Annotated in this window: 18 protein-coding genes and 2 pseudogenes; 12 read left to right on the top strand and 8 right to left on the bottom strand. The window is 69.9% G+C overall.

Annotated elements, in window-relative coordinates; translation table 11 throughout:
* Positions 1 to 13: 13 nt before the first annotated feature.
* From OG242_RS00660 to OG242_RS00650, 3 genes are read right to left on the bottom strand one after another with little or no spacing between them, the layout of a single operon-like run.
* Entirely contained in the window at positions 14 to 874 is an 861-nt protein-coding gene (locus OG242_RS00660) for a carbohydrate ABC transporter permease (RefSeq protein WP_405896237.1), read from the bottom strand.
* Entirely contained in the window at positions 871 to 1,788 is a 918-nt protein-coding gene (locus tag OG242_RS00655) for a carbohydrate ABC transporter permease (protein WP_405896236.1), read from the bottom strand. Before OG242_RS00655 ends, OG242_RS00660 begins: the two co-directional genes overlap by 4 nt.
* Positions 1,789 to 1,796: 8 nt before the next feature.
* Positions 1,797 to 3,086: an ABC transporter substrate-binding protein gene (locus OG242_RS00650; RefSeq protein ID WP_405896235.1), complete on the bottom strand. Its 1,290-nt coding sequence runs from the start codon at positions 3,084 to 3,086 to the stop codon at positions 1,797 to 1,799.
* Between the two features lie 362 nt (positions 3,087 to 3,448).
* Between OG242_RS00650 and OG242_RS00645 the strand changes: the two genes are divergently transcribed.
* The 3 genes from OG242_RS00645 to OG242_RS00635 all read left to right on the top strand — a co-directional run bounded on the left by OG242_RS00645 (position 3,449) and on the right by OG242_RS00635 (position 5,686).
* Positions 3,449 to 4,483 (top strand): LacI family DNA-binding transcriptional regulator, encoded by a 1,035-nt coding sequence (locus OG242_RS00645; RefSeq protein ID WP_405901472.1) that lies wholly within the window; start codon positions 3,449 to 3,451, stop codon positions 4,481 to 4,483.
* 152 nt (positions 4,484 to 4,635) lie between these two features.
* Positions 4,636 to 5,058 (top strand): hypothetical protein, encoded by a 423-nt coding sequence (locus OG242_RS00640; RefSeq protein ID WP_329021975.1) that lies wholly within the window; start codon positions 4,636 to 4,638, stop codon positions 5,056 to 5,058.
* Between the two features lie 244 nt (positions 5,059 to 5,302).
* Positions 5,303 to 5,686, top strand: coding sequence for a hypothetical protein (locus tag OG242_RS00635; RefSeq protein WP_405896234.1), 384 nt, complete (start codon positions 5,303 to 5,305; stop codon positions 5,684 to 5,686).
* A gap of 187 nt (positions 5,687 to 5,873) precedes the next feature.
* On the opposite strand, the gene OG242_RS00630 is transcribed toward OG242_RS00635, so the two are convergent.
* Entirely contained in the window at positions 5,874 to 7,706 is a 1,833-nt protein-coding gene (locus tag OG242_RS00630) for a DUF2201 family putative metallopeptidase (RefSeq protein WP_405896233.1), read from the bottom strand.
* Entirely contained in the window at positions 7,703 to 8,764 is a 1,062-nt protein-coding gene (locus tag OG242_RS00625; protein WP_405896232.1) for an ATP-binding protein, read from the bottom strand. The genes OG242_RS00630 and OG242_RS00625 overlap by 4 nt, the downstream gene beginning before the upstream one ends.
* A 189-nt stretch (positions 8,765 to 8,953) precedes the next feature.
* Here OG242_RS00625 and OG242_RS00620 point away from each other — a divergent pair.
* Both OG242_RS00620 and OG242_RS00615 read left to right on the top strand, forming a co-directional pair.
* A pseudogene (locus OG242_RS00620) lies at positions 8,954 to 9,670 on the top strand (maleylpyruvate isomerase family mycothiol-dependent enzyme); the annotation flags it as partial.
* Positions 9,671 to 9,970: 300 nt separating this feature from the next.
* Positions 9,971 to 10,351 (top strand): hypothetical protein, encoded by a 381-nt coding sequence (locus OG242_RS00615; protein WP_405901471.1) that lies wholly within the window; start codon positions 9,971 to 9,973, stop codon positions 10,349 to 10,351.
* A 91-nt stretch (positions 10,352 to 10,442) separates the two neighbouring features.
* Here OG242_RS00615 and OG242_RS00610 read toward each other — a convergent pair whose 3' ends face one another.
* The 3 genes from OG242_RS00610 to OG242_RS00600 all read right to left on the bottom strand — a co-directional run bounded on the left by OG242_RS00610 (position 10,443) and on the right by OG242_RS00600 (position 13,460).
* The gene (locus OG242_RS00610; RefSeq protein WP_405896231.1) at positions 10,443 to 10,982 is read right to left on the bottom strand and encodes an O-acetyl-ADP-ribose deacetylase; all 540 of its coding nucleotides are present in this window, start codon (positions 10,980 to 10,982) and stop codon (positions 10,443 to 10,445) included.
* 175 nt (positions 10,983 to 11,157) lie between these two features.
* Entirely contained in the window at positions 11,158 to 12,447 is a 1,290-nt protein-coding gene (locus tag OG242_RS00605) for a haloacid dehalogenase-like hydrolase (RefSeq protein WP_405896230.1), read from the bottom strand.
* 422 nt (positions 12,448 to 12,869) lie between these two features.
* Positions 12,870 to 13,460: a helix-turn-helix domain-containing protein gene (locus OG242_RS00600; protein ID WP_405896229.1), complete on the bottom strand. Its 591-nt coding sequence runs from the start codon at positions 13,458 to 13,460 to the stop codon at positions 12,870 to 12,872.
* 122 nt (positions 13,461 to 13,582) lie between these two features.
* Between OG242_RS00600 and OG242_RS00595 the strand changes: the two are divergent.
* From OG242_RS00595 to OG242_RS00565, 7 genes and pseudogenes are all read left to right on the top strand, one after another.
* A pseudogene (locus OG242_RS00595) lies at positions 13,583 to 14,147 on the top strand (EamA family transporter); the annotation flags it as partial.
* A gap of 34 nt (positions 14,148 to 14,181) precedes the next feature.
* Positions 14,182 to 14,829, top strand: coding sequence for an FMN-binding negative transcriptional regulator (locus tag OG242_RS00590; protein WP_405896228.1), 648 nt, complete (start codon positions 14,182 to 14,184; stop codon positions 14,827 to 14,829).
* 46 nt (positions 14,830 to 14,875) lie between these two features.
* Positions 14,876 to 15,583 (top strand): B3/4 domain-containing protein, encoded by a 708-nt coding sequence (locus OG242_RS00585; RefSeq protein WP_405896227.1) that lies wholly within the window; start codon positions 14,876 to 14,878, stop codon positions 15,581 to 15,583.
* A gap of 496 nt (positions 15,584 to 16,079) precedes the next feature.
* Positions 16,080 to 16,442, top strand: coding sequence for a hypothetical protein (locus OG242_RS00580; RefSeq protein WP_405896226.1), 363 nt, complete (start codon positions 16,080 to 16,082; stop codon positions 16,440 to 16,442).
* A 344-nt stretch (positions 16,443 to 16,786) separates the two neighbouring features.
* Positions 16,787 to 17,530: a GntR family transcriptional regulator gene (locus OG242_RS00575; protein ID WP_405896225.1), complete on the top strand. Its 744-nt coding sequence runs from the start codon at positions 16,787 to 16,789 to the stop codon at positions 17,528 to 17,530.
* A 373-nt stretch (positions 17,531 to 17,903) separates the two neighbouring features.
* Positions 17,904 to 18,824 carry a TIM barrel protein gene (locus OG242_RS00570; protein WP_405896224.1) on the top strand — a complete coding sequence of 307 codons (921 nt, stop codon included), beginning with the start codon at positions 17,904 to 17,906 and terminating at the stop codon, positions 18,822 to 18,824.
* Positions 18,825 to 18,826: 2 nt separating this feature from the next.
* Positions 18,827 to 18,991, top strand: a complete 165-nt coding sequence (locus OG242_RS00565) for a hypothetical protein (protein WP_405896223.1) — start codon at positions 18,827 to 18,829, stop codon at positions 18,989 to 18,991.
* Positions 18,992 to 19,475 lie beyond the last annotated feature (484 nt).

The raw sequence follows: 19,475 nt of genomic DNA, 5'->3' as shown, positions 1-19,475 counted from the left end.
GGGGCGGCCGGGATCAGCCCTTGACGGCGCCTTCGCCGACGCCCCGGAAGAAGAAGCGCTGCAGCCCGGCGAAGAGGACGATGAGCGGCAGCACGGCGATGATCGTGCCCGCCGCGACGAGCCGTTCGTCGTTGGCGAAGGTGCCGTGCAGGTAGTTCAGGCCGATGGTCAGGGTGAAGTTCTCCGGGTCGCTGAGGACGATCAGCGGCCACAGGAAGTCGTCCCAGGAGCCCATGAAGGCGAAGATCGCGACGACGGCGAGGGTGCCCTTGACGGAAGGCAGCGCGATCCGCAGGAAGCGCTGCCAGACGTTGGCACCGTCCACGAACGCCGCCTCCTCGATCTCCACGGGAAGGTTCAGGAACGCGTTGCGCATCAGCAGGACGTTCATCGCGCCGACCGATCCCGGCAGCAGCACGCCGAGCAGGGTGTTGTTCAGCCCCAGGTCACGCATGGTGGTGAACTGGGCGATGATGATGCCCTCCACGGGTACGAGCATGGCGAGGATGAACGCCAGCGTCGCGGCCCTGCGCCCCCGGTAGCGGAGCCTCGCCAGGGCGTACCCCGCGAGCGCCGAGCCGACGCAGTTGGTGACCACGTTTGCGGAGGCGACCTTGAGCGAGTTCAGCGCGTAGTCCCAGACCGGGATCGTGTCGGCGACCCGGCTGTAGTTGTCCAGGGTCGGATCGCTGGGGAGGAACTTCGGCGGGGAGCTGAAGATGTCCTCGTTCGGCCCCTTCAGCGAGGTCGACAGCTGCCACAGGAACGGCCCGACGGTCAGCGCCAGGACCGCCAGCAGCAGCACGTACCGCAGCACGAGCTGCCAGACGGGGAGGCGCCGGCCCTCGGCGTCGGTGGTCTTCAGGAAGCTCACGCGTCCTCCTTGCGGTCGGCGCGCAGCACCAGCAGCATGAGGCCGACGGTGACGACGAAGATGACGACCGAGATGGCGGAGGCGTAACCGACCCGCCCGCTCAGCCCGGTGCCGACCCGCTGGACGAGCATGACCAGGGTGGTGTCCTCGCCCGCCGGTCCACCGGAGGGGCCGGCCATCAGGTAGACCTCGGAGAACACCTTGAAGGCGGAGACCGATGAGAGGGCCGCGACCAGCACCATCGTGGAGCGGATGGCGGGCACGGTGACCGTGAAGAAGCGGCGTACGACTCCGGCGCCGTCCACGGACGCGGCCTCGTGCAGCTCCCTCGGTACGTTCGCGAGAGCGGCCAGGTAGATGATCATGTAGTAGCCGAGGCCCTTCCAGACCGTGACCGTCATCGCGCTGCCCAGCAGCAGCCACTGGTCGCTCAGGAAGCCGACCTTGCCGATACCGACGGCCTCCAGGACCGCGTTGACCAGCCCGCGGTCGTCCAGCATCCACACCCAGATCAGGCCGACGACCACGATGGACGCGACGACCGGGGTGTAGAAGGCCGACCGGAAGAAGGTGATGCCGGGGATGTGCCGCTGGACGAGCATCGCCAGCAGCAGCGGCAGGATGACGAGTGCGGGAACGACGCCGACGACGTACAGCACGCTGTTGCGCAGGCCGGTCCAGAACATCTCGTCGTGCAGCAGCTCCCGGAAGTTCGCCAGGCCGACGAACGAGCCGGGGACCAGCGTCCGCCGGTCCGTGAAGGAGTTCACCAGCGTGCTGAAGAACGGGTAGAGGCTGAAGGCGCCGACCACAATCAGACCGGGCGCGGCGAACAGCCAGGGACTGAGGGGCAGATGGCGGCGGATCCGGCCGGTGGGCCGGCCCGCCGCGGCGGTGGGGGTGGGGGAGTTCATGAGGGGGCTCAGCTCTGCTGCAACAGCCGGTCACACGCCTTGACAGCGTTGTCAAGAGCTTCCTTGGGGCTCTGCTTCCCCTGCAGCGCCTTGGCGATCTGGTTGCGCAGCTCGGTCTTCATCTGCTCGCTGAACAGCACCGGGGTGTAATTGACGGCCGTCTTCAAGGACTTCGCGGCAGCGACCCGGACCCGGGTCTCGTCCGTCCCGTCCTCCTTGGTGAAGTACGGGTCGTCGAGCGAGCCGGCGGTGCTCGGGAAGATGGCGACCTGCTTGGCGAACTCCATCTGGCGGGTCGCGTCGGTCACATAGTGCGCGAAGGCCACGGCGGCGGGCTTGCGCTTGGTCTGCGCGTTCACCATGACGCCCATGACGTACATGTTGGCCTTGCCGGTGTTGCTGACCTGGTCGGTGATCCCGATGTTCTTGTAGAGGCTCGGAGCCTGCTTCTTGAAGTTGGCCAGGTCCAGCGCGCTGCCCGGGTTCATCGCCACGGACTCGGTGAGGAACTTGTGGCCCGAGGACTCGGGGGTCGCGGTCAGCGCCTGCGGATCGAGCGCCTTGGCGTCGTACAACTCCTTGTAGTGCGTGAGGAGTTCGACGCCCTTCGCGTCGTTGAAGGCGAAGCCCGTGCCCTCCTTGTTCATCAGCTGTCCGCCGTACCGCCCGAAGTCCTCGATGGTGGGGACGTTGGCGAGGGTGGCGACCTTGCCGTTGCTCTTCTCCGCCAGTTCCAGGCCGTCCGCGAACACCTCGTCGTAGGTGGCCGGCGGCTTCTGCGGGTCGAGTCCGGCGTCCTTGAACAGGCGCTTGTTGTAGAACATCGGGCCGGTGTTCAGGTACCAGGGGAAGGCGTACGTGCCCTCGGTGCCGGGTATCTGGTGGCTCTTCCAGGCGCCGTCCAGGTACTCCTTGCGGTACTTCGGCGCGGCCTTGTCGAGGTCGAGGGCGAGGCCGGCCTTGGCCAGCGGAGCCACCAGGTCCGGCGAGACGTTGACGACGTCGGGCAGGGTGCCGCCGGCCGCGTCCGCGCTGATCTTGTCCGCGTAGCCCTCGCCGGGGCGGTCGACCCACTTGACCTCGGTGCCCGGGTACTTCTTCTCGAAGTCCGCGATCACCCCGTTGAAGTAGCCCTTGAAGTTCGCCTGGAGGTTCCAGGTCTGGAAGGTGATCTTCCCTTCGACCTTGCCCGAGGCGTCGGACGAGTCCGAGCCGGATCCCCCGCCGCCGCACGCGCTCAGCGGCAGGACGGTGGCGAGGACGGCAGCAGCGGCGACTGCTCTGCGGGAGATGTGCACGGTGAACGGCTCCTTTGCTCGGACCAGGCGCGCGGACGGAGGCCCCGGAGTCCCTGACCCGGCGGGCCGCGTTCGCCCGACAGACCCTGCATTGCACTGGAGCTCAAAGTCAATACATTCACCGGAACGTAATCTCCAGTGACCACATCAGCGCAGGTCAGAGAGGTGTAGCGCGCTATTGACGGGCGCTTACTAATGCGCTTTAGGTGCCTTGGACTCAAGCGCATTAGTCATCTGACTATCCTCTCTCGACCAAACAGCCGGGAAGCTCTACGATGCTCCCGGGGCGAGCGGACCCGACGGCCCGTCAATACCCCGGCAGGGCAGGAAGTGAGGCACGGGTGGCTTCGAAGCGGCCGACCATGAAGGACATCGCCCAGCGGGCCGGTGTCTCGGAGAGCGCCGTCTCCTTCGCGCTCAACGACCGGCCCGGTGTCTCCGAGATCACCCGAGCCCGGGTGCGGCGCGTCGCCGAACAGCTGGGCTGGCGCCCGAGCGCCGCCGCCCGCGCCCTGTCCGGCGAGGGCTCGGCCACCGTCGGCCTCGTCGTGGCGCGCCCGGCGGCCAACCTCGGCGTGGACTCCTTCTTCCTCCAGCTGATCTCCGGCATCCAGGAAGTGCTGTCCGAGCGTCATCTCGGCCTGCTCTTCCAGGTGGTGGACGACGTGGCGGACGAGTGCGGGGTCTACCGGCGCTGGTGGGCCGAACACCGCGTCGACGGCGTGCTCGTCGTGGACCCGCGCACCGACGACCCCCGCGTCGCCCTCCTCGACGAACTCGGCCTGCCCGGCGTCGTCATCGGCGCCCTCCCCGGTACCGACACCGGCCCCCACCCCGGCCTCTCCCAGGTCCGCGCCGACGACGCGGGCGCGATGGCGGCCATCGTGGGCCGTCTGCACGAGCTGGGGCACCGGCGCATCGTGCACATCGCCGGCCTGCCCTCACTCGCGCACACCGACCGCCGCATCCGCTCCCTGCGCCTGGAGGCCGACCGGCGCGGCCTGACCGGGGTGCGCTCGGTGACCACGGACTACTCCGACACGGAGGGCGCCGCCGCCACCCGCCGGGTCCTGGAGCTGGACGACCCGCCGACCGCGCTGATCTACGACAACGACGTGATGGCGGCGGCCGGGGTGGCCGTGGCGACAGGCCTGGAGGTCCGGGTCCCGGGCGATGTGTCGGTGGTGTCCTGGGAGGACTCCGCGCTGTGCAGGCTGACCGCCCCGTGGCTGACCGCGCTCTCCCGGGACCCGGTCGCCTTCGGCCGCCTCGCGGCACGCGAACTCACCACCCTCCTTGACGGCGGCCCGCCCCGTACCGTGCGGATGCCCCTGCCCGAACTCATCGAACGCGGCAGCACGGCGCCCGTACAGCAGGACGCGCTGCCGGGGGCCTGACCCGGTGGTGGCCGGATCCGGTCGTCCGCCCATGCCGTCGCGTGTCGGACGGGCGCGTACGGGGAACCGCTCAACCCCGGGGCTCTGTCTCTCCTCGAAGGTGGACGGAGATCCCGGGTCGCGGAGGCATCCGCATCTCGAAGGGGGACGGGATGAGCGAGTCGGGCAACGACGACGAGGGCACAGGCGTCCTGATCGCACTCGGCATGACGGTCTGCCTGTCCGTGGGCTGGGCCTATGTCGTCAAGGACCAGGAAGACCTGATGACTTGGGGCGCGTTACTGGTGGCCGGTGTCACCGGGCTCGTCGCCGGAACGTACAGCAAGAACAGCCAGACGGTCGCCGTGGTCTGTGCCCTGGCCGCCCCGCTGGGCGCCTACCTGGGCACGCTCCTCGGCCTCTGCCTGCTCGCCGTCGCCCCGTACGGAGGCGACTTCGGCGACGCGTGGCACGTCTTCAGCAACAACACGGGTGACATGGCGCGCGTGTTCAAGGTGGAGGCCCAGGACCGCGACTGGCTGTTCCTGTTCCTGTCGGCGCCGGTGGGATACGGAGCGGCGATGCTGGACGGCTGACCGGCGTGGGACCTCGCGGCGGCCGGGGGCTCGCGCGGCTGGGCCGAGGCCGCCGGGAACGGTGTTGTCGGTCCTCGGTGTTAGCGTCGCCACCATGGCAAATCGTTCGTATCTCTATTCCGCTGACTCGACGCCGGACGAGGCGGAGATCCCCGAGCGGATTCGGTGCATATCCGAGCACAACTGGGATGTTCCGCTTGCGCACAAGCTCTTGGTCGGGCGCGGGACGACGATCGTCCCGTCCATGATCTGGAACCCTCGCATCGGTATCGCCGCGGACTACGCCGGCGGGGCGGCCCTGCTCCGTGACCTCCTGCACACGGTCGGGAAGGGCCTGGAGGGCGACGCCGAGTTCGCCGACTGTGTGGCCAGGACCACGGCCCACCTCGAGAAGCAGCAGGCGGCGTACTTCATCCTCGAGACCGGTGAGATCATCTCGATGGACGGCGACGATCCGGCAGCGAGCGTGCAACGCCTGGTGGCCGAGGACATCCCCGACACCGTGGCCGAGGCCGAGGCGGCGCTGGCCGGTCGGAACGAGGCGTGGCTGACCTCACTGCGTGCCGACTGGCAGAGCCACTTCGCGTCCTTCTACAGCGAGGCGCTCTACTTCTCCTTCCCCAGCTGACCGGACGCCGGCGCCGTACACGGCGATGCCGTCGTGGGCGCGACTCCGTACCGGTCGGCGGCCGTGCCCACGTCCGGCTCCAGAGCGTCGACGGCACACGAAGGACCGGGCTTCAGTGACTCCCGACGGAATGCCGCGGCTCCTCGATCAAGCGCAGCGAGGCCCGCCGACGGTGAGTCGCGGGCAGTCAATGGGCCAGCCGGAACACCGGGCCGCGCGGGGTGAACGGCAGCGACGCGCCCTGCGGGATGAGATAGGCGTGCTCGCGTCGGATCCGCAGGACGTCGCACCAGCCGTCCGTGATGACGAGGACCGGCGCGCCCGGCGGAAAGTCGTCCGCCCGTTGCAACAGGTCCACGCCCGGCTGGAGTTCGGTGCCGCCTCGGCCGCGTATCCGCACCCGGCCGGCGATCTCGGTGGGTGGCAGGTAGCCGGCGTCGTAGGGAGCGGCGTCGCAGAAGACGACGCGCGCCGCGGGTACGTCGCGTGCCTCGGCGTACGAGGCGATGGCGCCGAGCGCCTTGCCGAGCAAGGAACTGTTCATGGAGCCGGAGGTGTCCAGGACGACGCCGAAGGTGCAGCGGGCCGTCTCCTGGGGCGGAAAGTACCGTCCCGCGCGCGGGATGTCGGGGGTCGAGGCCTGCCGCCGTGCCGGGCGTGCATAGGAGCGTACGGGCTCCGGCCGGGGGACGTACTCGTCGAACCAGCGGGCCAGTCGCGCGTCCCACGGCACGGGCGGGTGCGCCAGGGCGCGGATCTCCTGGACCAGTCCGGCGGGCAGGAGGCCGCGCTCGCCGTACTGGTGCAGGTCGAGGCCCTGCACCAGCCCGCGCCGGTAGAACTCGTCCAGGTCCGTGTACGGCCGGGCACCGGCGTGCGGCAGCGGCTCGCCGAGGATGTCGCCGGTGCCCTTGCCCCGCAGCGTCGCGAGCCTGCGGCGGCGGCGCAGGTCGTGCACGATGCGGTCGTACACCTCCTCGGCGGACAGGCCCCGCAGGTCCGAGTCGTACAGCAGCCCTTGGGGCATGTCGCCGACGCGCATCTGGACGAGCCAGTCATTGACGACGTGGTCGGCGGCGACGTTGAAGAGGAACGGGTCGCGGCCTCCTCGGCGTTCGCCGTGGCGCAGCGCGGCGTGCAGCATCTCGTGCGCGAGGACGAAACGCCATTCCTCGTCGGTGAACCTGCACAGTGGGTTGATGTAGATCTCGCCCGCGACCGGGCTGACCGCCGCGACGGCGATGTCCTGCGTCCGGGCCAGTTCGGCGTCGGCCACGATCTTCAGGCCCGCGGCGAGCCCGCCCAGCAGGGGATAGGAGGAGACGAACCAGTTCAGCGCGCGGTCCCAGGGCCGCTGGGGCGCGAGCTCTCCGGTGACCCGGTCGCGGCGCCCGCCGGCCACGTCCATCGCGGCGGACACACTGCGGGTCAGCGCGTGTGCGAAGGCGTTCTCCCAGTCCGGGACCGCGGAGTTGTTCCATGCGTTCCAGGTGGTGAGGACCTGGTCGGGATGCTCGCCCGCGGTGCCGCAGTGTTCGTGGGCGGCGGGGATGCCGTCGCGGCGCCACCGCGCGGCGAGCAGTTCCTCGTCGCCGCCCGGGAAGGACTCCGGCAGGGCGGTGGGAGGCATGCCGACCGGGTGGGTGAGCAGGAAGCGGTTGACGACCGCGCAGCGTGCCGCGAGGTCGAAGCGGTCGGGTTGTTCACGCGGTTCGTCCGCCGAGGCGGGCACATGCCCGAAACCGAGGTGCAGCAGACAGTGGGCCAGCACCCACGCCCACTCCGCCGGATCGGCCCGTTTGGTGGGGTGTACGTGGATGGCGCCGTTCGAGGTGACGGTGGCCAGTCCCGCGGCCGGGGTCAGCGCGCACTTGGCCTGGCGGCACACGGACGCCTCGACGGCGGCGAACGCCGGGTTGCGCTTGACGAGAGCGAGCCCGGCGGCGAAGGCCTCGGTGGCAGGGTCGGACGTGCTCTTCCCGTCCTTGCCGCCGCCCCGGCGCCCGCCGGCCCCCTTCACCGCCGGGCCTCGACCAGCCGGGGCATGTCCCGCGCGGCGTCCACGAGGAACCACGCGGGCAGCACGGGCAGCCCGTCGGCGTCGTCCGCGATGACGGTCTGCGCGACCTCGACCGAGATCTCGGCGAGCTGTACGAGCAGCGACTTGGCCCGGTACGCGGTCTGCCGCAGCGACGGCGAGACGTGCTCCTTCTGGCGCGGCAGTTCCTTCACCAGGCGTCCTCGGAACGCGTCGGCCAGGTAGTACAGCAGGTCGCGGTCCTCGGGCCGCCCCGGCCAGGAGGCGTCCCCCTTGAGGATCGCCTCGATACCGAAGGAGTGACGGACGATCTTCGCGTAGCCGCAGAAGGAGACGGCATGAGCAGGTGTCAGCGTGCCGTGCACGACGACCTTCAGCGTCTCCTCGTCGATCTCCGGCCCGAAGGAGTGCAGGGCGTCCGAGAGCATGTGCCACGAGCGGGGCGTGGAGAACGGCTCCTCGGTCTTGGGCGGCTGCGACCACAGGTGGTCGGGGCGGTCGACGAGGTAGTCCGTCACCCACGGGTGGACGCCGTTCTCGCCCGCCCACACCAGCCAGTCCGCGGCCGAGGCCCGAAGGTGGACGTGGGTGAGGCGGTTGACGAGGGCGGAGGCGATGGGCCGCGCCAGCGCGTTGTCCGTGGCACGGTTGCCGGCCCCGATGACGATCGATCCGGCGGGCAGCTCGTACGAGCCGATGCGCCGGTCCAGGATCAGCGAGTAGAAGGCCTTCTGCACATCGGGGGTCGCCGCGTTGAGCTCGTCGAGGAACAGGCAGTACGGCTCGTCACGGGCGATGGACTCGGGCGGGCAGAACACGGACCGGCCGTCCCGGATCTGGGGCACCCCGATGAGGTCCTCCGGCGCGAGCTGGGTCCCGAGGAGGCTGACGCACTCCAGCCCCAGGGACTCGGCGAACTTCCGTACGAGCGACGACTTGCCGATCCCGGGCGCTCCCCACAGGAACACGGGCCGCACGGTGGCGAGGCCGAGCAGCAGTTCGGGGATCTGAGCGGGGGTGACGGTGACGGCAGCCTGCACGCGGGAACGTTCCTTCGGATTCTGGAAGTCGGAGACCGCCAGTATGCGGAGGCACGAGGGCGCGCGCAGTCGAATTTCACCGCCCGCGCCGCGGGCACGGGGACCCGCCTCGGCGAAGCCTTCGGCCCGGCCGCAGCCGCGGTGGCCTCGTACTACCCCGGACCCCGCTCTACGGCTACGAGTTCAACGATCCGGACGCTCCTGTTCGACCGGTCTCCCGGCGCATCCCGATCTCCCCTGGACGCGCCGGTGCCGTCCTGCCCCGAGTGGACCCTGTTCGATCTGGTGCAGCACCTGGGTACGGGCCAGCGCTGGTGGGCCGCGATCGTCGCCGCAGGCCCGGCCGAGACTCCGCCGGCCAAGCGCCCCGTACAGGCACCGGGCGAGCCTGCCGCGCTGCTCGCCTGGTACGCCGAGTCCAACGAGCTGCTGCTGAGCGCGCTGCGCGAGGCCGGTCCGGAGCGCGAGTGCTGGACGTGGTGGAGCACCGGCGTATCACCGGCGAACGCCTGGGGCGTCGCCCGGCGCCGGGTGCACGAGGTGCTGGTGCACACCTACGACGCCCAGCTTGCCGCCGGCACCGTACAGCCGATGCCGGTGGACGTCGCGCTCGACGGCCTGGCCGAATTTCTCGACACCTGCAACTCCACCCCGGCGGCCTGGCCGCACGAGCCCGCCACCATCCATTACCACGCCACCGAAGGCCGCTCCTGGCTCCTCACACTGGACGACACGGGTGCTTGGCCCGCTCCCCTCCCGGACGACGCCGCGCCCGCCTCCGCTTCGGCGACGGGCACGGCCGAGCAACTGCTCCTTTTCGTCTGGGGCCGCCTCACGCTGAACGATCTGAAGACCGAGGGCGACCCGCAGGTGTTCGAGCAGCTGATCGCCTGCGAGCCCGAGGAGCAGCCGGGAGCGGGGCTGCACTTCGGGCGGTCATGCTCGACGCGGCGGGCTCCAGTCCCTTCGCCGAGTACGTGGAGCCGGTGGCCTCTGACCGTCGACGGAGACACGTCCACCCCGTGCGTCCCCACACCATTGGCACCCGGCGCCGCACCAAGGCCACGGCGAGCTGGGGATGGCGGTTCCGCGTGGTCCTCGTATGCCTGCCCGATTGGTAGGAGGCGGACAGCTCCGGGCAAAGGTGTCAGCATGAGCGATGGACACAAGGACGTTCCGGACGCCGCACACCAGCGTCCTGAGGGAATGAGCGACAAGACGGTCGAGGCGTTGGGGATGCTGTCGAAGGCGCTGGAGACGACGGAGCGGGCTCGGGGCGCGCTCTATGAGTTCCACCAGTTGACGGGCACCGCCGACTTCCAGGTCGGCGACGCGGTACGCCTGCTGCGGGAAGCCGGCCACGGTACGGAAGCGGACCTGCTGGAGCGGGAGGTCCTCGGACGCAACGTCATCCCCGGCCACTGGACCTTCCAGATCATCGAGGCCTACAACCGGACCTACTACCACCGCTTCGCCGGCCTCGAACACCGCCTGCTCCACGACCTTGCCCAGGGCCGTGACCACATCCACGAAGCCGAGCTCAAACACCGCCGCCACCGCCCCACCGACGGCACCCCCGACACCTGATCGCCGAGGTGGAGGCGGGCACCGGGACACTCGGGCCACCGCAGCGGCATGTGCGCCCCTGGGCGGGCGCCCGGCGGTCGCAACCCCGGGCTCAGTTGCAGGCAGCCGTCAGAGCCTGCTCGAATTCTCGGTGTGCGTACGCGTCGAAGAGGACGAATCGCACCTCCTCGACGGGTGCTGGGGCCTCTGCCAGCACGGTGCGCACGGCGATTCGGGCTCCGTCGTCCATCGGCCAGCCGTAGATGCCTGTGGAGACCGCGGGGAAGGCGACGGTTCGCGCCCCCAGTTCCGCCGCTACGTGCAGGGCCTCGCGGTAGCAGGACTCCAGCAGGGCCGTGCGGTCCTCGGTTCCGCTCCATACCGGTCCGACCGTGTGTACGACCCAGCGGGCGTCGAGCCTTCCGGCTGTGGTGGCGACGGCCTGGCCCGTACGCAGCCCCTTGCCGTACTGCGAGGCGCGCAACTCGCGGCACGCTGCCAGGATTTCGGGACCGCCTCGACGGTGGATCGCGCCGTCCACCCCTCCGCCCCCGAGCAGGGAGGAGTTCGCGGCATTGACGATGACGTCGACGGACTGCTGTGTGATGTCCCCCTGTACAAGGGTGACGGTAACGGCGGAAGGAGTGCTCATGGGCCCATCATGCCGTGGTGCGTGGCACCGCAGGCCGTTCGGCGAGCCGTTGCCCGTCGGACCGTCGTACCCGGTGAGATCGTTGTACGGGCAGTCCACACCGCAGTCCGTGGCCACTGGGCGGGTTGCGCCCTGAGTCATGAACGTCTCCCGGGCGGCTGGTGCCGGTCCCGCGTCAGTAAACAGTGTCCTGCTGGTCCGGTACGACGCTGCCGTCGCCACGCCGCACGGGGCCGTGGGTGCCATCGGGTTCGGTGTAGGCGGCGGTCGCGCAGGGATAGGCCGTGGTCCTGCGGGGCAGCGGCTCGATGAACATGGGGTTCACGACCCAGCGGCCGTCGGCGTTGTCGTAGGCGCGGCACATCACCTCGTTCTTGTTGCGGTTGAGCACCAGGTGCGCACCCGTGGCATCGCCGACGAACGTCACGTCGGTGTCGGCGTCGCCGCCGCCGAGCGTGATGCGCCGGTGGGGAGCCTGCTGGTTCCAGGCGGCCCGGCCCTTGATCCCGTAGATCTCCTGGTTGATCCAGCAACGTTTGCCGTCGATGTACGGGATGACCTCGCCCGCGGTGACGCCCACGCCGCCGCAACCCTCGTTGCTGGTCGTGATGCGACCCTTGCTGTCGAGCACGGACCGGATGGCGACGGTGTGCGCACGGTCGATTCCGATGCCGCGCGACCACACCTCGGTGACCGGCTCGGAACCCGCCGAGACGATCCAGACGTCGAATCCGGCCTTCTTGAGCGTACGGACGAGGTCGCGTTGCTGTTCGTAGTACCGGACGTAGGCGGGAAGGACGTGGGTGCCGACGGTACGGGTCGCACCGACCGGCGCGGCGAGGGCCTCCGCGCGGGCCGCCGCGGTGTACGCGCGCAGTTCGGGGACGGTGTGTCCGGCGAACAGCTGTGGCACCCATGCGTACTGCGGCACTGTACGTCGGTGGTTCCACTTCCCCGCGAAGGCGGCCTCGCCGCTCATCGTTCTGCCGTCCTCACGGATTTGCAGGATCTCGTCCGCACAGCGGGCGTTGGTGGAGGTGTGCAGGGGCGACCCCACCTTCACGTCGGTTCCGCATGCCTCGGTGAGGGCCTTGTTCGCCGTGCTGGTCAGCCATTTGCTGGTGTCCTTCCAGCTGGCGGGCCGAAGGATCCTGTCGTGCCGCAGGGACCAGCTGATGGTGGCATCGGTGACGTCGTTCTTGGTGATGGTGTTGTCCCAGTCGAAGGCCGCGACCGGGCGAGGTCCACCTCTGCCGTGGCAGGTGCCGCGCTCGTCGATCACCCGCTGCAGCTGGGCTCGGTTGTCGCCGTACCAGGGAAGGTCGTCGGAGAGCTGAGGGCAGCGGGCCGTCGGCGTCACGGACACGCGACCGGCCGGCGCGGCCGCCACGGGGCCAGTAGCGGCCGCGACTGCGAATGCGGCCGTCACGGCCGAGGTCCACGCGAGAACAAGTCGGGTACGCATGCGAGTGGACCGTACATCAATGTCCCGGTGATGTAGAGGGGGCACGCTCCCATCCGCGAAAGGGAGCTGATGGGCACTCAGCTCCTGCCGTCGGCAGTGCGGGGCTGACCTCTGATCATCCGCAACGGTCGACGACGTGCTCACATTCTGGTGGAGAAGCCTTGCGCAATCCGGCCGATGACCCGGCCGTGCGGTTCCGTGCCGGCCTGGACGACGACATGCCCCAGCACGGTGCGGGCACACCTTCTCGCCGGACCGTGCACCAGGTGAGGAGTGCGGTCCGCGCCGCGTTGTCCCGGCGCGTTTCCCCTTGCCCACGCTGGTTTCGGCGGCCGGTCAGGGGTGGTCAGCGAAGTTTCGCGCGGCAGTGGTGTCGGTGTCGGCCACGTTGTGACGGTTGAAGTGGAAGCGGCGCCGGTGGGTCAACCGGGCAGTCCTTGAGCCGGGCCGGGTGGGATGTGGACGGTCATGATCAGGTGGCAGGTTCCGGTGCCCGCGCCCCGGTAGATGTGGGAGACGTCGCCGTCGAAGGTGGCGGTCTGTCCGGCCTCGACGGGATGCTCGGTGCCGTCGACGACGAGGACCATCTGTCCGACGGTGACGCTGACGGTTTCCACGACGCCGGCCTGGTGGGGGTGGCTGGGGTACGCCTCGCCGGGCTCGAGTTTCCAGCGCCAGACCTCTACCGGGGCCGGTCCCGACGTGGTCAGCATGAGCCGTGCCTCGCCGCCCTTCTCCCCGGCCCACAGCGGCATGACCGCGTCGGCGGACACGACACGGACCCGGCCCTCGGCCTGCCCCTCCATCAGCGCGGACACCGAGATGCCGAGCGTGTCGGCGAGGCGGACCAGGGTGGCGAAGTTCGGGTTGCCCTGAGCCTTCTCCAGAGCGACCAGGGCCCCTTTGCTGACCTTGGCCCGGCGGCCGAGTTCGTCCAGGGACAGCCCGGCACGGATCCGGACCGCGCGGACGTTGTGCGCGAGCGTCCGCAACGCCGCGTCGGTCTCCGTCATCGCTATCACCCCTCGTAGTAGGTGGGTCAGTGCACTGCACCCCGCGGTCGTTTGGTTGACGACTGCCGGTCGGTGCGTTGTACGGTGTAGTCGTTCTACTGATTGTAAGGAACGTACTCCCTGTGATCGCTCTGCTCCTGGCTCTGGGCAGCTCTCTGGCCTACGGCTGCGCCGGCTTCCTGGGCGGTCTCGGTGCCCGCAGAGCCCACGTCCTGCGCACCGTGATGGCCGCCGCCCCGGCCACTCGCGCCTGGGGGTGCGGCTTCCGGCGTCGCGTTCGCCCTTCTTTACCGCAACGGCCTGCCGCTGGGGCTGGCGGCCGTGGTGCTGGTCAGCGCCGGGCATGGTACGGAGTCGGGCCGGCCCTCACGTACCGCGCTGCTGCTGGCCTTCGGTGCCGGGGCGGCCATCGCCCTGCAGTTGGACTTTCTGCACCAGGCGCCGTCCGACAGTGGCGTCGGCCCACTGATGATCGGCCGCGTCGTCTCCTCCGCGGTCACCCTGGCCACCGCTGGCCTGATGTTCCGGCGGCTGGGCCCGGAGAAGCCGGCGTACACGATCTCGGCGACGGCCGGTGTACTGGACTCGATCGCCAACCTGCTGTTCCTGCTCGCCGCCCGCAGCGGTGACCTGGCGGTCGTCGCCGTGATCACCGCCTTGTATCCGGCCGGCACCGTCCTGATCGCCCTCACGTGACCCACACCCCGGAAGGGAGCCCGGCATGTTCATCCAGCCCTGGGACGCCGCCCTGGACGACGCCGAATGGCAGACATGGATCGCCGAAGGCCATGACTTCGGCATCTTGAGCGTCAACGGCCGGCTCGGGCACGCGCCGATCGTCGTGCCCACCCACTTCACCGTCGACGGCAACGCCCTGCTGGTTCACCTCGCCCGCCCCAACCCCGTCTGGAAGGCGATCGAGGCCGACCCGAACGTCGCCTTCACCGTCACCGGCGACTACGCCTTCGTCCCCGGCCCCTGGCGCGCCAAGCCAGACGTGCCGCCCACCGACGGCGTTCCCACCAGCTATTACGCCGCCGTCCAGTTCACCTGCCGGGCTACGATCGTCGACGCGCCCGAGGCCAAGGCCGAACTGCTGCGACGCCAGATGGCCCACTTCCAGCCCGACGGCGACCATGCCCCCATCGCGGCCGACCTGCCGCCCTACGGCCGGATGCTGCCCGGCATCCGCGGCCTGCACCTGGACGTCACCGAGGTGCGGGCGAAGTTCAAGTACGACGACCACAAGCCCGTCGAGCAGCGCACCGACACGGTCCGCCGGCTCACCGAGCGCGGCCAGGGACTGGACGTGCCCACCGCCGTGCAGCAGAGGCGCCGACTGGACCGCATCGGCACCTGGAAAGCCTGACCCTGCCACCCCCGGCCCGCCCCTTCCCGGAACGGATTCCCTTGCGATGACCACCTTCCGCATCAGCCCCGCCGTCGCGGACGCTTTCCCCGACACCCTCATCGCCGTCGTCACCGCCCATGGCCTGCGCGGCACCGAGCCCTGGCCCCGCACCACGACTGCCGTGGAGGATCTGGAGCAGGAACTCGCCGTGGGCACCTGGCAGCCCGCCGACGAGAGCGACCCGCGCATCGAGGCGTGGCACACCGCCTACCGCTCCTTCGGCACCAACCCCCGCCGCGTCCGCCCCAGCGTCGACGCCCTCGGCCGGCGCCTCGCGAAGAAGGGCACGTTGCCCCGGATCAACCCGGCCGTCGATTCCTACAACGCCGTCTCGGTCCGCCACGGCCTGCCCGCCGGCGCTTTCGACCTCGACCGAGTGACCGGCGATGTCGACATCCGTTACGCCGACGGCAGCGAGACCTTCACCCCGCTCGGCGAGCCCGACACCGTCGAGCATCCCAAGCCCGGCGAGATCATCTACACCGACAGCACCGATGTGCTGACCCGTCACTGGAACCACCGCGACGCTCACCGCACCCGTGTCACCGATGCCTCCACCCACGTCGCCTTCGTCCTGGAAACCCTTGACGCCACCCGCGACGGCGACCTCCTCAAAAGCGCCGCCGCAGAACTGCAGAGCATGCTCATCCCGCACGCCGGACCAACCACGGTTCACTACCTCACCTGGAAGCAGCCTCAAGCCGGCATCTGACACCACGCCTCGCGCATCCGGCCCGCCCTGACACGGCAGTGGCGCGCAAGCCGACCGCCGTCCTGAACCGGCACCCGATGGAGGAGGAGGTGCGCCACCCATGACTGGGGCCCTCCTGGGCACAGCAACAACATCGCCGACCACTTACCGGCACACCACCCGCCCTCACAGGAAGCGCTCCGCAATGCCGCCCCGTAGAAGGTGCTTATGGCGCCATCGAGGCACGAAGCTGCCGACGATGTACGCCTGCCCCGGCGGGCCGTTCACCCCGGACGCCAACGTGGCTGTCCGGCAGAGGCTCTCCGAACACGGACGTCACCAAGGGCAGTATTAAGTGGTGACCGGCCCTAAGGGCTCGCCCAGCGACGGGGATGCCGGCCACAGACTCGGCTTCCGGGCGGAGCTTGGCGCCGAATCGGCCGGGTGGGCGTGGTCCCGCTCGCGTTCGTGGGAGCAGTTACTCACGATGTGGATAGGGTGCGAAGACGCACTCGTGGTGACAGATGCCGAGTGGATTCGGATGCGGAGAAGCCTGCGCTTCGGGCAGGTCTTCGAGGGCACTGTCGTGCAGGTTCCCCAGCCCGGTGCGATCGGGATCTTCGTGGACATCGGCCTGAGCGTCGGAGGCTTCGTCGACGTCCTGCTGCTTCCGGAGCAGAGCGAAGACTGGCCGGCGGAAGGCACGGTTGAGGATTTCGAGATCTGGTGGGCCGACAGTCGTCAGCAGATCCGGCTGAAGCCGTCCGACTCACGGTATCTGCGGAGCGACTTCACAGACTTCGTGGGACGCGTCCGCCCCCATTGGTCAGCCGAGGCCGGTCAGCCTGTTCGTGATCCCGGATCCCGGGCCCTCGATTGAGGTGCGGCCCTTGCTTCGGGCTGATGGGCCGCCGGTCAGCTCCCCATGAGGCTGGTGAGGCGGCCGACTGTCGCGGCGGGGGCTAGCCGGCCTCGGCTTCGGCGCGGGCCCGGGGAAGCCGGGTGTCGAGGCGACCGGCTTCTCGCAGAAGGTGGGCAGCCCCGCGTGGGTGCCGGTGGGTGCCGCGATGACTATTCCTCAGGGGACGAGCCTGGGACGACCCAGCTGATTCCCATCCCCCGGCCGAGAGAAGAGCAAGAGTTTGTTCAGACATAAAGACGTACGAATCTAAGGGGGAGTGAGGCATACTGGCCGGTGTCGGCAGCAGAGCGCAGGAGGGTGACGTGGAACCGCTCACCAAGAAGATCACGATCGACCGGAGCAGTCCGGTCCCCCTGTACTTCCAGTTCGCCCAGCAGTTGCAGAGCCTCATCGAGGCGGGCGACCTGCCGCCCGGCACCAAGCTGAGCAACGAGATCCTGATGGCCGACGAGTTCGGGCTGTCCCGCCCGACCATGCGCCAGGCGATGCAGCACCTCGTCAACAAGGGGTTGCTGGTCCGCAAGCGTGGCGTGGGCACCCAGGTCGTCACCAACCGCATACGCCGGCAGGCCGAGTTCACCAGCCTCTTCGAGGACCTGGAGCGGGACGGCCGCCGCCCGTCCACTCAGGTGCTCTCCGTCGAGACCGTCCCGGCCGGAGCCGCCACCGCCGCCGCACTCGGCCTGGGCGAGGGCAGCCCGGTGCTGTCCGTCGACCGTCTGCGCCTCGCCGAGGACCAGCCGGTCGCACTCCTGCACAACTTCCTCCCGGAGGGCGTGATCGAGTTGAGCGCCGACTCGCTGGCCGAGGGCGGGCTGTACCAACTGCTGCGCCGGTCCGGCGTCGTCCTCAGCAACGCCGAGCAGACCATCGGAGCCCGCAGGGCGACGGCCGCGGAGGCCAGGCTGCTCAACGAGGCCCGCGGCGCGACCCTGCTCACCATGACCCGCACCGCCTTCGACGGCTCGGGGAGACCGGTCGAGTGCGGGTCGCACGTCTACCGCGCCTCCCGCTACGCGTTCGAGATGACCGTCGCCGCACGCTGACCCGCGGACACATCGGCACACCCGGATGCTTCCGTACGCGCGGGGTGACCCGGCGTCACACGGACCAGTGCTCCCGCTCGAGCAGGGCGATAACTGAGGTGACTCTGTTGCAGGATGAGGTCGACTGAAGGGCTCCGCCCACGCGGCTGTACGCGGTTGCCGGACCGCTCCGGCGACAGCCGAGTACCCGGTGGGCTCGTGGAATTCATCAGTCAGTATGTCAGGACAATAGATTGACGGCTCGCTGCTTGACGGAGCAGACTCGATCACGACGGCCGGGCGGTTTTCCGGCCCACCCACCACGGAGAGAGAAGAGGCACGGCATGCCGATCAGGCTGGCCCCCGCCCTGCACGTCGCCGAAGGAGGCAGGCCGTGACCGCACCCCTCACCCAGCGCATCGCGGGAGCACCCATCTCCTGGGGCGTCTGCGAGGTCCCGGGCTGGGGGCACCAGCTCGGCACGGATCTGGTCCTGCGACAGATGCGCGAGGCCGGACTCGCCGCCACCGAGTTCGGACCGGAAGGCTTTCTTCCCGACGCCCCCGCGGCCAAGGCGGCGACACTCGCCTCCCACGGCCTGCGCGCCGTAGGCCAGTTCGTGCCGGTCGTCCTCCACGACCCGGACCACGACCCGCTCCCCGAGGTCGAGACCGCGCTGACCGGTCTCCTGGCGGCCGACGCCCACACCGTCGTCGTCGCGGCGGCGACCGGGGCCGACGGCTACGACGTCCGGCCCGCACTCGACGCCGCGGGGTGGTCCGTCCTCCTCGCCAACCTCGACCGGATCTCCAACGCCGCGGCCGAAGCGGGCGTCCTCGCGACCCTCCACCCCCACGTGGGCACGATGGTCGAATCGGGCGAGGAGACGCAGCGGGTCCTCGACGGGTCGGGCATCGGTCTGTGTCTGGACACCGGCCACCTGCTCATCGGCGGCGGCGACCCCCTGGCCCTCGCCGCCCGCCTGCCCGGGCGCATCGCTCATGTGCACCTCAAGGACGTACGCCTCGACCTCGCCGACAACGTACGAGCCGGGCGCATGACGTACACACAGGCGGTCGCCGAGGGCATGTACGTCCCCCTGGGCGCCGGAGACATCGACATCGCCGGGATCGTCCGGCTGCTGGAGGCGGACGGATACGCCGGATGGTACGTGCTCGAACAGGACACCATCCTGCGTGCCGCACCTGGCGAGGACGGCGGAGCCGATCCCCTCGACGACGTCCGCGCCTCGGTCGCCCGCCTTCGCTCCCTCGCTGCCGGCGCCGGGCCCGCCGCCGGCACCGTGGTGGGCTGACCATGGCCCACGAGTTCCTCGCCATCGGACGGGCCGGTGTCGACATCTACCCGCTCGACCACGGCGTCGGCCTTGAACAGGTAAGCGCCTTCGAGAAGTTCCTCGGCGGAAGCGCCATGAATGTCGCCGTCGCCGCGGCCCGCCGAACGGCCGCGACGCCGCCCTGATCACCCAGGTGAAGCGTGCCTCCTTCGGCCGCTACGTCCAGCAGGAGGCCGCCCGCCTCGGCGTGGACACCGACATCCGCGAAGCGGCGGTGTTCTGAGCCACCGCCACCGGCCTGTCCGCGGAGCCCAGCCCTACAACCCACTTTGCCGCCTGGCGGTCCTGCGGTCGGCGCACCCGCCCGGACCTGGGCCGCCTCGACTACCGGCCTCTGTTCTGGACCGGGACCGAGCAGGCCCGCCACCAGACTGCTTCGAGAGCGGGGCCTGGAGGCGGCACTGCGTGACCGCGCCGAAGACGGTGACCGTGGCGCCCTGTACGTCCTTGTTCGGCTGATGTGCGAGACGGGGCGGGCGCAAGAAGCCCACAAGGCAGTCCAGGACATCAGTCCGGACGACCAGTACGCACACCAGATTGTGGCCGGACACGGCAGTTCATGACCCAGGGCTTGGCAGACGTCCCCGGCCTGCCGTGACCGGTTCCGCA

Origin of the sequence: Streptomyces sp. NBC_00727 (genome assembly GCF_045161745.1) — a bacterium.
Taxonomy (GTDB): domain Bacteria; phylum Actinomycetota; class Actinomycetes; order Streptomycetales; family Streptomycetaceae; genus Streptomyces.
The sequence above is the reverse complement of the archived record's forward strand: the minus strand, read 5'-3'. Positions and strand labels throughout refer to the sequence as shown.

What these genes read in the sequence shown, in the direction of transcription:
- OG242_RS00615 (WP_405901471.1), top strand. Translation starts at nt 9,971, where the DNA reads ATGAGCGACAAGACGGTCGAGGCGTTGGGGATGCTGTCGAAGGCGCTG.
- OG242_RS00610 (WP_405896231.1), bottom strand. Translation starts at nt 10,982, where the DNA reads ATGAGCACTCCTTCCGCCGTTACCGTCACCCTTGTACAGGGGGACATC.
- OG242_RS00640 (WP_329021975.1), top strand. Translation starts at nt 4,636, where the DNA reads ATGAGCGAGTCGGGCAACGACGACGAGGGCACAGGCGTCCTGATCGCA.
- OG242_RS00635 (WP_405896234.1), top strand. Translation starts at nt 5,303, where the DNA reads ATGATCTGGAACCCTCGCATCGGTATCGCCGCGGACTACGCCGGCGGG.
- OG242_RS00645 (WP_405901472.1), top strand. Translation starts at nt 3,449, where the DNA reads ATGAAGGACATCGCCCAGCGGGCCGGTGTCTCGGAGAGCGCCGTCTCC.
- OG242_RS00565 (WP_405896223.1), top strand. Translation starts at nt 18,827, where the DNA reads ATGGCCCACGAGTTCCTCGCCATCGGACGGGCCGGTGTCGACATCTAC.
- OG242_RS00605 (WP_405896230.1), bottom strand. Translation starts at nt 12,447, where the DNA reads ATGCGTACCCGACTTGTTCTCGCGTGGACCTCGGCCGTGACGGCCGCA.
- OG242_RS00600 (WP_405896229.1), bottom strand. Translation starts at nt 13,460, where the DNA reads ATGACGGAGACCGACGCGGCGTTGCGGACGCTCGCGCACAACGTCCGC.
- OG242_RS00655 (WP_405896236.1), bottom strand. Translation starts at nt 1,788, where the DNA reads ATGAACTCCCCCACCCCCACCGCCGCGGCGGGCCGGCCCACCGGCCGG.
- OG242_RS00590 (WP_405896228.1), top strand. Translation starts at nt 14,182, where the DNA reads ATGTTCATCCAGCCCTGGGACGCCGCCCTGGACGACGCCGAATGGCAG.
- OG242_RS00585 (WP_405896227.1), top strand. Translation starts at nt 14,876, where the DNA reads ATGACCACCTTCCGCATCAGCCCCGCCGTCGCGGACGCTTTCCCCGAC.